Below are 13325 nucleotides of genomic sequence, written 5' to 3'. Positions count from 1 at the left end.
ACGAACAGGGAACCGGCACTGATGCCTGCAGAGTCCACCCCCACGCCCGGCACCGCGACGCGGACGGCCCGGCCGAGCGCCGGCGCGTCCGTCGGGGCGCCGACCGCGCCTCCCGTGCTGACCGGGTCGGGCGCCATCCTCAAGTCGCTCGAGCACCTGGGCGTCACCGACGTCTTCGGGTTGCCCGGCGGAGCCATCATCCCGTTCTACGACGAGTTGATGGCCTCGACGGCGATCCGACACATCCTGGTCCGCCACGAGCAGGGCGCCGGGCACGCCGCCGAGGGCTACGCCGCCGCGTCCGGTCGCGTCGGCGTCGCGATCGCGACGTCCGGCCCCGGCGCGACGAACCTCGTCACGGCGATCGCGGACGCCTACATGGACAGCATGCCGCTGCTGGCCATCACCGGGCAGGTCTTCTCGACCCTCATGGGCACCGACGCCTTCCAGGAGGCCGACATCGTCGGCATCACGATGCCGATCACGAAGCACTCGTTCCTGGTGACCAAGCCCGAGGACATCCCGGCGACGCTCGCCGCCGCGTACCAGATCGCGAGCACGGGGCGTCCCGGCCCGGTGCTCGTCGACATCACGAAGGACGCGCAGCAGAACAGCGCACCCTTCATCTGGCCGCCCGTCGTCGACCTGCCGGGCTACCGACCGGTGACGAGGGCGCACGGCAAGCAGATCACCGCCGCGGCCCAGATGATCGCCGACGCCAAGCAACCCGTCTTCTACGTCGGCGGCGGCGTGATCCGCGCCGGGGCGTCGGCCGAGCTCAAGGCCCTCGTCGAGCTCACCGGGGCTCCCGTCGTCACCACCCTGATGGCCCGCGGTGCGTTCCCCGACACCCACCCGCAACACCTCGGGATGCCCGGCATGCACGGCACGGTGCCGGCCGTGCTGGGACTCCAGGAGAGCGACCTCATCATCGCCCTCGGCGCGCGCTTCGACGACCGGGTGACCGGCAAGGCCGAGCTCTTCGCGCCCGGTGCCAAGGTCGTCCACGTCGACATCGACCCCGCCGAGATCTCGAAGATCCGCATCGCCGACGTGCCCATCGTGGGTGACGCCAAGGTCGTCATCCCCGACCTCACGAGCGCGTTCGCCGAGGTCACGGGTGGGGTCAAGCCCGACATCGCGGCGTGGTGGGAGCACCTCGAGGGTCTTCGCGAACAGTTCCCGCTCGGCTACACCCAGCCCGACGACGGCCTGCTGTCACCCCAGGCGATCATCCAGCGCATCGGGCAGCTCTCCGGCCCCGAGGCGATCTACGCCTCCGGCGTCGGCCAGCACCAGATGTGGGCGGCCCAGTTCATCGAGTACGAGCGCCCGCACGCCTGGCTCAACTCCGGAGGCGCGGGCACGATGGGCTATTCGGTCCCGGCCGCCATGGGGGCCAAGGTCGCCCAGCCCGACCGCGTGGTGTGGGCGATCGACGGCGACGGCTGCTTCCAGATGACCAACCAGGAGTTGGCCACCTGCGTCATCAACGACATCCCGATCAAGGTCGCGATCATCAACAACTCGTCGCTCGGCATGGTGCGGCAGTGGCAGACGCTCTTCTACGAGGGGCGCCACTCGTTCACCGACCTCAACACGGGTCACGAGACGCGCATGGTGCCGGACTTCGTCAAGCTCGCCGACGCCTACGGCGCCCTGGGCATCCGGGTCCGCACCGAGGACGAGGTCGACGCGGCCATCGAGCTCGCCCTCGCGACCAACGACCGCCCGGTCGTCATCGACTTCGTCGTCAGCCGCGACGCGATGGTCTGGCCGATGGTGCCGCAGGGGGTCTCGAACTCCGAGATCCAGCACGCCCGCGCCCTCGCTCCCGAGTGGGACGACGAGGCGCCGGGCACGAGCGCCTCCGACACCACCCGCGACGGCGACATGACCGGAGAACACGCATGAGCCACGTCCTGTCCCTGCTCGTCGAAGACAAGCCGGGTCTGCTGACCCGTGTCGCCGGCCTCTTCGCCCGGCGCGGCTTCAACATCGAGAGCCTCGCCGTCGGCAAGAGCGAGGTCGAGGGGCTGAGCCGCATCACGGTCGTCGTCGACGTCGAAGAACTGCCGCTCGAGCAGGTCACCAAGCAGCTGAACAAGCTCATCAACGTGATCAAGATCGTCGAGCTGGACTACTCGCAGTCCGTGCAGCGCGAGCACCTGCTGATCAAGGTGCGCGTCGACAACACGACCCGCTCGCAGGTGCTCGAGGCCGTCACCCTCTTCCGCGCCTCGGTGGTCGACGTGTCGACCGACGCCCTCGTCATCGAGGTCACGGGCGACACCGGCAAGACGACGGCGCTGCTCCGCGTGCTCGAGCCATACGGCATCAAGGAGATCTCGCAGTCGGGCCTGTTGGCCATCGGCCGCGGCGCGAAGTCGATCACCGACCGCGTCTTCAAGAACTGAACCCGCGAGGGGTCGCGCACCGCGCCTCCTCGCCCCGACACCCCACCGTCACCACCCAAGGAGAACCACACCGTGACTGAAATCGTCTACGACAACGACGCCGACCTGTCGATCATCCAGGGCAAGAAGGTCGCCGTCATCGGCTACGGCTCGCAGGGCCACGCCCACGCGCTGAACCTCCGCGACTCGGGCGTCGAGGTCGTCGTCGGCCTCAAGGAGGGCTCGAAGAGCCGCGCCAAGGCCGAGGAGGCCGGCTTCACGGTGCAGACGCCCGCCGAGGCCTCGGCCTGGGGCGACGTCATCGTGATCCTCGCGCCCGACCAGGTCCAGCGTCACGTGTACGCCGACGACATCGCGCCGAACCTCGCCGACGGCAAGGCCCTGGTCTTCGGCCACGGCTTCAACATCCGGTTCGGCTACATCGAGGCGCCCGAGGGCGTCGACGTGGTCCTCGTCGCCCCCAAGGGCCCCGGCCACACCGTCCGTCGCGAGTTCGAGGCCGGCCGCGGCGTGCCCGTCATCGTCGCCGTCGAGAAGGACGCCTCCGGCGCCGCGTGGGATCTCGCCTGGTCGTACTCCAAGGGCATCGGCGGCCTGCGTGCCGGCGGCATCAAGACCACCTTCACCGAAGAGACCGAGACCGACCTCTTCGGCGAGCAGGCCGTGCTCTGCGGCGGGACCTCGCAGCTGATCCAGTACGGCTTCGAGACCCTGACCGAGGCCGGCTACCAGCCGCAGATCGCCTACTTCGAGGTGCTGCACGAGCTCAAGCTGATCGTCGACCTGATCTGGGAGGGCGGCCTGGCCAAGCAGCGCTGGAGCGTCTCCGACACGGCCGAGTACGGCGACTACGTCTCGGGCCCCCGCGTCATCACCCCCGACGTCAAGGACAACATGAAGGCCGTGCTCGCCGACATCCAGTCGGGCGCCTTCGCGAAGCGCTTCATCGAGGACCAGGACGCCGGCGCGCCCGAGTTCACGGAGCTCCGCAAGAAGGGCGAGGAGCACCCGATCGAGGCCACCGGCCAAGAGCTGCGTGCCCTGTTCGCCTGGAAGCAGCAGGACTCCGACTACGTCGACGGCAGCGCTGCGCGCTGACCTCGACGCAGCACCGGAACCACCCGAGAGGGCCCCGCACCACCCGGTGCGGGGCCCTCTCGCCGTCCGCCGGCGCGGTGACGTCGTGGCATGATCTATGGCATGGCTCACAGCAAGAAGGCCGTGCACTTCGGCGCCGGCAACATCGGTCGGGGCTTCGTCGCCCAGTTCCTCCACGCGAGTGGTTACGAGGTCGTCTTCGCCGACGTGAACGACGACCTGATCGGGGCGCTGCACTCGCAGTCGTCGTTCGAGGTGCACGAGGTCGGTGAGGACAGCCGTACGACCGTCGTCGACGGTTATCGCGCCATCAACAGCCGCACCGACGAGGCGGCCCTCGTCGCCGAGATCGCGACCGCCGACGTCGTGACCACCGCGGTCGGTGCCCGCATCCTGCCGTTCGTCGCGCCGGTCATCGCCAAGGGGCTGGCCCAGCGGTCCGCCGATCGGGCGCCGCTCTCCGTCATCGCGTGCGAGAACGCCATCAACGCCACCGACTCGCTGGCGGCCGCGGTGCGCGAGCACGATCCGGCCGAGAACGCCGTCTTCGCGAACTGTGCCATCGACCGGATCGTGCCCGAGCAGGCCGGGGGCACGCTCGACGTCACCATCGAGTCGTTCTTCGAATGGGTCGTCGAGAGCACGCCGTTCGGCGAGCACCGCCCCGACATCGAGGGCGTCACCTGGGTCGCCGACCTCGAGCCCTTCATCGAGCGCAAGCTCTTCACGGTCAACACCGCCCACGCCGCGGCCGCTTACCACGGGTTCCGCAAGGGGCTCACGAGCATCCGTGAGGCCCTGGACGACGCCGAGGTCATGGCCGAGGTCCGCGGCGTCCTCGCCGAGACGAAGGGCCTGCTCGTGGCCAAGCACGAGCTCGACGCCGACGAGCAGCAGTCCTACATCGAGAAGAACCTCGTCCGCATCGCCAACCCGCACCTCCCCGACACGACCGAACGCGTCGGCCGCAACCCCCTCCGCAAGCTCAGCCGCCACGAGCGGTTCGTCGGCCCCGCGGCCCAGGCCGCCGAGCGTGGGCTGCCCTACGACGCACTCGTCCGCGCCGTGCGTGCCGCCCTCGACTTCTCCGTGCCCGACGACGTCGAGAGCGTCGAGCTGCAGTCGCTGCTGAGCTCGGGCCTCGCCGCCGACGAGCTGACGCGCACGCTGACCGGCGTCCAGGACGACCACCCGCTGTTCCCCGCGTTGCTCGCGGCGGTCTCGTCCAAGCTCACCGCATGACGCCAGCCGACCCGCGGGTGCCGACCGGCGGCGACGCCGACGACGCCCTGACCTGGGGTGACGAGGCCGACAGCAGCCACGTCGAGGGGCCTGCGCCGACGGGTCGTCCGCGTCGTGCCCGGCGGTCGGACGGTGCAGGCGACGAGCCCGTCGACGAGTCCGACGACCCGGACGAAGAAGACGAGGACGACGTCGACGACGGCCCCGCGGTGATGAGTTCGGCGTCGCTCGTGGTCCACGGCGTCCTCGGCGGCGTGTTCCTCCTCTGGGCCGCGGGCTGGATCGTCGCCGTCGGCGACTTCACCAACCCGTTCACCGATGCGATCTCGTCGCTCATGTGGAACCTCGGCGAACTGTTCGCCGTGGTGGCCCCGATCGCGTGGTTCGTGGCCGTCATCGTCCTCGTCCCCGTCGATCGCACGGGCCGTCGCCTCGCGTGGATGGCCCTCGGCGCGCTCCTCGTGGCCCCCTGGCCCCTCGTGACGGGAGGCTCCGCATGAACGACCACGGCCACGAGCACGAGCACGAGCACGAGCACGACCACGGCCACGAGCACGACGCCGTCTCGGTGACGGCAGGCGACGCGAGCGAACCGGGCCGCGCCTCCTTCTTCTTCTACCTCGCCGTGGCGATCGTCTTCGCCGTCTTCTTCGCCTTCGACCTGTTCGAGGCCATCTCGAACCTCGTGCTCGTGCCGCAGGTCTTCACGCAGAACAACGAGTTCTACCGTGAGAACGGCCTCGACGGCCTGGTGGTCTCACCCCCGTGGGTGCCGCTCATCGTGGGTGTCGTCGTGCCGCCGCTGGCCTTCGTCGGGGCGATCGTGGTGGGGCGCCGTCGTGAACTGTGGAAGTTCACGCTGGCGCTGTTCGCGGCCCTGGGTCTCGTGGCGGCCGTGTCGCTGACCCTGACGGCCTACGTCACGACCGTCTGAGCGAGCCCAGGAGGCGCGGGTCGCGTCCGTGACGCCGCCCGCCGGGGACGTCGTCATGCGGACGTAACGATCCGCGCGAGTCGATAGAGTCGTCATCAGCCGCGCCCACGGCGCGTCGCGGCCCCTCACCGAACATCACCCAGAGAAGGACGTCCGCCCCGTGGCCAAGCCCGTCGTGTTGATCGCAGAAGAACTGTCACCCGCAACCGTCGACGCCCTCGGGCCCGACTTCGACGTGCGATCGGTGGACGGCACCGACCGCCCCGCACTGCTGGCCGCCCTGGCCGACGCCGACGCGATCCTCGTGCGGTCGGCGACGCAGGTCGACGCCGAGGCCATCGCCGCCGCCCCGTCGCTCAAGGTCGTCGCGCGCGCCGGCGTCGGGCTCGACAACGTCGACATCAAGGCGGCCACCACGGCCGGCGTCATGGTCGTCAACGCACCGACGTCGAACATCATCTCCGCCGCCGAGCTGACCGTCGGTCACATCCTCAGCCTCGCGCGGCACATCCCGGCAGCGCACTCCGCCCTGGCCCAGGGGCAGTGGAAGCGGTCGAAGTACACGGGCGTCGAACTCTACGAGAAGACGGTCGGCATCGTCGGCCTCGGCCGCATCGGCGCCCTCATCACGGCGCGCCTGCAGGCCTTCGGCGTGAACGTCGTCGCCTACGACCCCTACGTCACGCCGGCCCGCGCCCAGCAGCTCGGGGTCACGCTGTTGTCGCTCGACGAGCTGCTCGCCACGAGCGACTTCGTGACGATCCACATGCCCAAGACCCCCGAGACGACCGGCATGATCGGCCTCGAGCAGATGAAGGCGATGAAGAAGTCGGCCTTCGTCGTCAACGTCGCACGCGGCGGCCTCATCGACGAGGACGGCCTGTACGAGGCCCTGACCACCGGCGAGATCGCCGGTGCCGGACTCGACGTGTTCGTGAAGGAGCCCCCGGTCGACCAGAAGCTGCTGGGTCTCGAGAACGTCGTGGTCACCCCGCACCTGGGTGCCTCGACGGACGAGGCGCAGGAGAAGGCCGGTGTCTCGGTGGCCCGCTCGGTGCGGCTCGCACTCGGCGGCGAGCTCGTCCCCGACGCGGTCAACGTGGCCGGCGGCGTCATCGACCCCTACGTGCGACCCGGCATCCCCCTGGTCGAGAAGATCGGTCAGGTGTTCTCGGGCCTCGCCGACAGCCCGTTGACGAGCGTCGACGTCGAGGTGCGCGGCGACCTGGTCGAGTACGACGTCAGCGTGTTGAAGCTGGCGGCCCTGAAGGGCATCTTCACGAACATCGTCAGCGAGTCGGTGAGCTACGTGAACGCGCCGTTGCTGGCCGAGCAGCGCGGCATCACCGTGCGTCTGCTCACCGACCCGACCAGCGACGAGTACCGCAACGTCATCACCCTGCGCGGCTCGCTCAGCGACGGCTCGCAGATCTCGGTCTCGGGCACCCTGACCGGCACGAAGCAGGTCGAGAAGATCGTCGAGATCAACGGCTACGACGTCGAGGTCCCCCTGGCGGCCCACCACCTCGTGATGGTCTACACCGATCGCCCCGGCATCGTGGCGGTCTACGGTCGCGAGTTCGGTGACGCCGGCATCAACATCGCGGGCATGCAGATCGCCCGCCAGAGCGCCGGTGGCCAGGCGCTGAGCGTCCTGACCATCGACAGCCCCGCGCCCGACGAGCTCGTCGAGAAGGTGCGCGTGGCCATCGACGCCAAGACGCTGCGCGAGATCGACGTCACGCTGTAGTCACGGCGGCCGTCGACGAACCGCCCCTCATCCGGTCAGGCCGGAGGGGGGCGGTTCGTCGTCGGGGGAGTGCCCGTCGCGGGTGGGGCTAGAGCTCGATCGACTCGTGCGCCTCGAGCTTCACGGCGTCGCCACCGATCGACTGCGCGGACGCCTTCATGCGGTCGAAGTGCATGGCGAGCCCGGGGCCGGAGAGGGTCTGCTCGTGGGTGGGGAAGGCCAGTCGGGGCGCGACCGCCGCGACGTAGTCGATCACCTCGGCCACCTTGAGCCAGGGCGCCCCGACGGGCGTCGCGAGGACGTCGACCGGCACCGGCGGGACCGTGAACTGGTCACCCGGGTAGAACAGCGATCCGTCGACGAGCACGCCGACGTTGTCGACGACCGGGATGCTCTCGTGGATGACCGCGTGGCGCGAGCCGTGGAACGCCAGCGTGAAGGGGCCGACCTCGACCGTGTCTCCGTCGCCGACCACGTGCACGTCGAAGCCCTCGGCGGCCGTGGCCACACCCGCGGGGCCGTAGACCGTCGCGCCGGGGTTCGTGGCGAGCAGGTGGGTCAGCTGGTCGGGCGTCCAGTGGTCGGCGTGCTCGTGGGTGACCACGACGGCGTCGACGTCGTGCAGGTCGATGAGGGGAGCCGTGAACGACCCGGGGTCGACGACGAGCTTGCGCCCGTCCTTCTCGAGGATCAGGCAGGCGTGTTCGAGCTTCGTGAGGCGCATGACAGCGACTGTACGCGCGTCGGGCGGGTCGATCTCGACGCGCCGGTGCCTCGATTTGTGACGGGCTCGCGCGGTGTGGCATACTCGACGAGTTGCAAATACGGCCCCATCGTATAGCGGCCTAGTACGTCGCCCTCTCACGGCGGTAACACGGGTTCGAATCCCGTTGGGGTCACCAGCACCGAAAGAAACCGCCAGGCTCTCGCCTGGCGGTTTCTTAGTTTCCTGTACCTGGTCCGGCACGGCACGGCACGGCACGGCACGGTCCGACTCGGCCCGGCCCGGCCCAGCGCAAGACCGGACGACATGACGAGAGACCGCCGGGCGATCGCCCGGCGGTCTCTCGTGCTGCGACGGGGTCAGCCCTTCGTGGCGCCGGCCAGCAGGCCGCGGACGAAGAACCGCTGCAGGGCGAAGAACACGATGAGCGGCACGATGATCGAGATGAACGCCCCGGCCGTGAGCAGCTCCCACGACTGGCCGTACGACCCCGAGAGGTCCTGCAGCGCCTTGGTGATCGGCAAGCCCTGACCGGACGTGAAGACCGTGGCCACGAGGAGGTCGTTCCAGACCCACAAGAACTGGAAGATGCCGAACGAGGCGATCGCGGGCATCGACAGCGGCAGCACGATGCGGAAGAACACCTGCCCGTGACCGGCGCCGTCCATGCGGGCGGCCTCGATGACCTCGGCCGGGATCTCCGAGATGAAGTTGTGCAGCATGAAGATGGCCAGCGGCAGGGCGAAGATCGTGTGGGCGATCCAGACCTTCGCGAACGAACCGTCGAGACCGTTCACCCCGAGCCCCGGCAGGATGTACAGACCGCCGATGCGCAGACCGTCCGAGAACAGTCGCAGCAGCGGCACGAGAGCCATCTGGATCGGGACGATCTGCAGGGCGAACACCAGGACGAACATCGTGTTGCGTCCCTTGAAGTCGATCCAGGCGAACGCGTACGCAGCGAGACTGGCGATCGTGATCGGGATCAGCGCCGCCGGCAACGTGATCACCAGCGAGTTCAGGAACGCCTTCCCGAGCGTGAGGCTGTCGCCCGAGTTGAGGGCGTTCACGTAGTTGTCGAGCGTGAACCCCGGGTTGGCGAAGACGGTCCACCAGCCGGTGGTCTTGATGTCGTTCGCGGGCCGGAACGACGAGATGAACAGCCCGGCCGTGGGCAGGGTCCAGATCACGGCGATGATCAACGCGGCGATGGTGGCACCGCGGCTGGTCGTGCCCTTCTTCAGCTTGCCGCTCGAGGTCTCGATCTTCGCGATTCCTCGCTTGAGCTGTCTCTCGGTGCCCGAGCCGACGGCGACCCCGACGGGGGTGGGTGTGGCAGTCATCGGATCTCCCTCTGCTTCTGGATCTGGCGGGCGTTGTAGATGACGATCGGCAGCACGAGCACGAAGAGGATGACCGCCAGCGCCGAGCTGTAGCCGGTACGGCTGCCGAGCTGGAACTGCCGGACCATCTCGAACGCGAGGATCGTCGTGTCGTTGCGTCCGCCGGTCATGGCCGAGACGATGTCGTAGACCTTCAGCGAGGCGATCGAGATGGTCGTCAGCACGACGATGATGGTCGTTCGGATGCCGGGGACCGTGATGTGCCGGAACGCCTGGAACCCGTTGGTGCCGTCGAGCGACGCCGCCTCGAGTTGCTCGGCGGGGACGCCTTTGATCGCTGCCGACAACACGGTCATGGCGAATCCGGCCTGGGTCCAGATCAGCACGATCACGAGCAGCAGCGTGTTCCACGGTTCGAGCCCCAGCCAGTCGACGGGCTGGCCGCCGAAGGCGACGAGGATGCCGTTGAGCAGGCCGATCTGTTCTCCCTGGCGGATGTCGTAGAAGAACTTGAAGATGATCGAGGCGCCGACGAACGAGATGGCCATCGGCATGAACACGAGCAGCTTGAGGAACTTCTCGCCCCGGCTCTTGTCGATGAAGACGGCGTAGGCGAGGCCGATCGCGGTCGCCGTGATCGGTGCGAGCAGCACCCAGACGAGGGTGTTGCCGAAGGCGGTCAGGCCGTCGGGGCTCGTGAACACCCAGACGAAGTTGTCGAGCCCGGCGAAGCCCGATCCGTCGTTCTTCATGAAGGCCTGGCCGGCGGTCGTGATGGTCGGGTAGATCAGGCCGATGACGAGGAAGAACACGGCCGGGGTCATGAAGGCGATCAGCTGCAGCGAGTAGCCGGCACCGCGTTTCGAGCGGTAGTCGAGCAGGAACAGTCCGCCTCCCAGGACGGCCGCGACGGCGGCGACCCAGATGACCGAGTTGTAAAGGCCGAACGCCAGCAGCACGACGACCGGGACGACCACGCAGACGGCCAGTCGGATGATCGTGTACTGCGTGCCTCGGCGGGGGGCGAACTCGACGAAGACGAGCACCACGGCCACGAGGGCGGTGAAGGCGATGAGGATCAAGGGGATCTGCGCCAGGGGCGGGATTCCCGCCAGCCACTGGAAGAAACTGGACATCTCTGTCCTTTCACGTTCGGGTCCGAGCAGGACGCGGCCCGTCGCCGCCGCCGCTCGGAGCGGCGAGCGGGGCGGCGAGCGGGCGCGGGGTCAGGGGCCACCGACGTGCGGTGGCCCCTGTGGCGCGGGTGTTACGAGGTGTAGCCGGCCTGGATCTCGTCGAGCACCGTGTCGGTGTCGGTGCCGTCGATCCAGTCGACCATGCCCTTCCAGAAGCTGTCGGAGCCGACCGACTTGGGCATCAGGTCGGAACCGTCGAAGCGGAAGGTGGTGTCGGTGCCCTGCAGGATCTCGACGGCGCCCTTCAGCAGGTCGCTACCGGCGTTCTCGGGGTCGAGTCCCTTGTTGGCCGAGATGACTCCGCCGAGCGAGACGCGGCTGTTCGCCCAGTCGGCGCTGGCGAGGTAGGCCTGCACCTTGGCGGTGTCGTCGTCGTTCGAGAACGCCGCGACGAACTCGCCACCGCCGGTGACGGCTGCGGGGTCGCCTTCCTTCATGGGCGGGGTGAGGAAGGCCCAGACGTCGCCGTCCTCGGCGACGGTCGCCGGCTGTCCGCTGGCGTTGTTCGCCGCCGTCAGGAAGCCCTCGAAGAACGAGGCCTGGTGGGTCAGGGCGCAGCTGCCGTTCGCCACGTTGGTCGCGACGTCTCCGAAGGCCGTCGAGTTGATCGACTTCACGTCGCCGTAGCCGGCGTTGACGAGGGTCGGGTCGAGCAGGATGTCGCCGACCGAGTCGAACGCGGCCTTGATCTCGGGGTCGGTGAACTCGGTGTCTCCCGCGACCCACGAGTCGTAGGCGTCAGGTCCGGCCTCGCGCAGGACGAGGTCCTCGACCCAGTCGGTGCCGGGCCAGCCGCTGGCCTCGCCCGAGTTGAAGCCGGCGCACCACGACGGGCCGCCGGTCTTCTCCTGGATGGTCTTGGACAGGGCGACGAGTTCGTCGTAGGTCTTCGGGACCTCGACGCCCCACTCCTCGAACTTGGCGGGGGAGTACCAGACGTAGCCCTTGACGCTCGCCATCAACGGGGCCCCGTACTGCTTGCCGTCGACCTGACCGTACTTCTGCCAGTCCTCGGACCAGCCCTCCTTGACGTTGGCCAGGGCGTCGGCGGGCAGTTCTTGCACCTTGCCCGAGGCGACCGTGTCGGCCAGCAGGCCGGGCTGGGGGAAGATCGCGAGATCGGGGGTGTCGCCACCCTGCACCTTGATGCCGATCTGCTTCTCGAACTCCTTGTCGCCCGTGTACTTGATCTCGATGTCGTTGGCCTTCTCCCAGTCGGCCCACGACTGCTCGAGCAGGGTCGCCTCGTCGCCGTTGATCGTGCCGTAGACGTTGACCACGCCGTCGGCGGTTCCGACGTCACCGGCACCCGCGCCTCCGGCGTTCGGGTCGTTGGGGTCGGCCGTGCCGGAGCATCCGGCCAACAGGAAGCTCGACGCCGCCAGGATGGCCAGGGGGCCCGTGAAGCGGCGGTGCAGGGATGCTCGCATTGGTGTCTCCTCATTGAGTCGCAAGAGCGGACGGCCCGTGCTGTCGGGGTGATCGTCCGCCGCACGTCGTCGTCGACGCGCGTCGACGATGAGTGTCACATACTCGCAGGAGGCGCGCAACCGCGTCTGCTACCGAGTCCGCTCCGACGGGGCGGCGGCCGACGTGCCCCGCACGACGAGACGGGGTGCGACGAGGACGTGGGGGGCGTCGTGACGTCGACCCTCGATGCGGTCGACGAGGTCGTCGACCGCGGCGGCCGCGATGTCGGCTCCGGGAGGGTTGACGGTGGTGAGCGGCGGCGAGGTCATCTCGGCGGCGAGGTCGCCGATGCTCAGTGCGACCACCGTGAGGTCGTCCGGGATGGACCGGCCTGCCGCCGCGGCGGCCTGCACGAAGCCGGCGAGGGCCATCTCGTTGAAGGCCAGCACGGCCGTGGGGCGGGCCGTCGAGGCGGCGAACGCGTCGAAGGCCCGGCGGCCGCCCGGGACGGAGTCGGTGGCGGCGTGCGTCTCGAGCGTCAGGCCCCGCTCGTCGGCCGGGCCGCGCAACGCCCTCGTCGTGCGGTCGAGCGGACCCGATCCGCGCTCGGGGGCCCGGATGCTCTGACCGAGGAAGAACACGCGTCGGTGGCCGAGGTCGGCGAGGTGGTCGACGGCCTGTCGGGCCAGCGAGTCGTAGTCGGCGTCGACGAACCAGAGTCCCTCGACGTCGTCGGGGCGACCGATGTTCGTGAACGGCAGGCGCGACCGCGACAGCACGGCGACGCGGTCGTCGCGCGCGGTGAGCTCCATGAGGATCACACCGTCGACGAGGCCTTCGCTGACGAGGCTGCCGAGTCCTTCGACGTCGTCGATGGGGTTCGACCACAGCAGCAGGTGGTAGCCGCGCTCCCTCGCCCGGTCGGTGGCCGCCGCCACGTACTCGAACTCGGACGACGTGACGCCGCGGCGTCCGTAGGGGTAGTGCAGGGCGAGGATGCCACCCCGTGCGCCGGCGAGACCCCGGGCGAACGCGTTGGGCGTGTAGTTCAGCTCGGCCATCGCCGCCTCGACCCGGCGGCGGGTGGCGACGGAGATGGTCCGTCGCCCGCTGATGGCGTACGACACGGTGCTCGACGAGACGCCTGCCAGACGCGCCACGTCGTCACGGGTTGCCGGCATACTCGTCCACCTCGTCGTCGATCGTGTGCA

General features: G+C 69.1%; 12 protein-coding genes and 1 tRNA gene. 8 read left to right on the top strand and 5 right to left on the bottom strand.

What is annotated here, in order from left to right; translation table 11 throughout:
• Positions 1 to 21: 21 nt before the first annotated feature.
• The 7 genes from QRN23_RS05840 (at position 22) to serA (ending at position 7441) form a co-directional block, all read left to right on the top strand.
• Positions 22 to 1914: an acetolactate synthase large subunit gene (locus tag QRN23_RS05840; RefSeq protein ID WP_082460282.1), complete on the top strand. Its 1893-nt coding sequence runs from the start codon at positions 22 to 24 to the stop codon at positions 1912 to 1914.
• Positions 1911 to 2417 (top strand): acetolactate synthase small subunit, encoded by a 507-nt coding sequence (gene ilvN / locus QRN23_RS05835; protein WP_043593980.1) that lies wholly within the window; start codon positions 1911 to 1913, stop codon positions 2415 to 2417. The genes QRN23_RS05840 and ilvN overlap by 4 nt, the downstream gene beginning before the upstream one ends.
• A gap of 72 nt (positions 2418 to 2489) precedes the next feature.
• Positions 2490 to 3515 (top strand): ketol-acid reductoisomerase, encoded by a 1026-nt coding sequence (ilvC, locus tag QRN23_RS05830; protein ID WP_056046250.1) that lies wholly within the window; start codon positions 2490 to 2492, stop codon positions 3513 to 3515.
• Between the two features lie 102 nt (positions 3516 to 3617).
• A complete protein-coding gene (locus QRN23_RS05825; protein ID WP_277958959.1) occupies positions 3618 to 4757 on the top strand; it encodes a mannitol-1-phosphate 5-dehydrogenase in 1140 nt (379 codons plus the stop codon).
• Positions 4754 to 5257: a hypothetical protein gene (locus QRN23_RS05820; protein ID WP_173151124.1), complete on the top strand. Its 504-nt coding sequence runs from the start codon at positions 4754 to 4756 to the stop codon at positions 5255 to 5257. Before QRN23_RS05825 ends, QRN23_RS05820 begins: the two co-directional genes overlap by 4 nt.
• Entirely contained in the window at positions 5254 to 5691 is a 438-nt protein-coding gene (locus QRN23_RS05815) for a hypothetical protein (protein ID WP_277958960.1), read from the top strand. The genes QRN23_RS05820 and QRN23_RS05815 overlap by 4 nt, the downstream gene beginning before the upstream one ends.
• Before the next feature lie 160 nt (positions 5692 to 5851).
• Positions 5852 to 7441 (top strand): phosphoglycerate dehydrogenase, encoded by a 1590-nt coding sequence (gene serA / locus QRN23_RS05810; protein ID WP_056046242.1) that lies wholly within the window; start codon positions 5852 to 5854, stop codon positions 7439 to 7441.
• 88 nt (positions 7442 to 7529) lie between these two features.
• Here serA and QRN23_RS05805 read toward each other — a convergent pair whose 3' ends face one another.
• Entirely contained in the window at positions 7530 to 8165 is a 636-nt protein-coding gene (locus QRN23_RS05805) for an MBL fold metallo-hydrolase (RefSeq protein WP_159826239.1), read from the bottom strand.
• A 102-nt stretch (positions 8166 to 8267) separates the two neighbouring features.
• Here QRN23_RS05805 and QRN23_RS05800 point away from each other — a divergent pair.
• Positions 8268 to 8343 (top strand) — tRNA-Glu (locus tag QRN23_RS05800).
• Between the two features lie 181 nt (positions 8344 to 8524).
• Here QRN23_RS05800 and QRN23_RS05795 read toward each other — a convergent pair.
• From QRN23_RS05795 to QRN23_RS05780, 4 genes are all read right to left on the bottom strand, one after another.
• On the bottom strand, positions 8525 to 9508 hold the full coding sequence (locus tag QRN23_RS05795; protein ID WP_043593968.1) for a carbohydrate ABC transporter permease: 984 nt from the start codon (positions 9506 to 9508) through the stop codon (positions 8525 to 8527).
• On the bottom strand, positions 9505 to 10644 hold the full coding sequence (locus tag QRN23_RS05790) for a carbohydrate ABC transporter permease (protein WP_056046238.1): 1140 nt from the start codon (positions 10642 to 10644) through the stop codon (positions 9505 to 9507). Before QRN23_RS05790 ends, QRN23_RS05795 begins: the two co-directional genes overlap by 4 nt.
• A 131-nt stretch (positions 10645 to 10775) precedes the next feature.
• The gene (locus QRN23_RS05785; protein WP_056046236.1) at positions 10776 to 12134 is read right to left on the bottom strand and encodes an ABC transporter substrate-binding protein; all 1359 of its coding nucleotides are present in this window, start codon (positions 12132 to 12134) and stop codon (positions 10776 to 10778) included.
• A gap of 129 nt (positions 12135 to 12263) precedes the next feature.
• On the bottom strand, positions 12264 to 13295 hold the full coding sequence (locus tag QRN23_RS05780) for a LacI family DNA-binding transcriptional regulator (RefSeq protein WP_056046235.1): 1032 nt from the start codon (positions 13293 to 13295) through the stop codon (positions 12264 to 12266).
• Positions 13296 to 13325: the final 30 nt, after the last annotated feature.

Source organism: Frigoribacterium sp. ME-P-080, from assembly GCF_030209595.1.
Taxonomy (GTDB): domain Bacteria; phylum Actinomycetota; class Actinomycetes; order Actinomycetales; family Microbacteriaceae; genus Frigoribacterium.
Note: the sequence above shows the minus strand (reverse complement) of the source record. Positions and strands in the feature narration are given on the sequence as shown.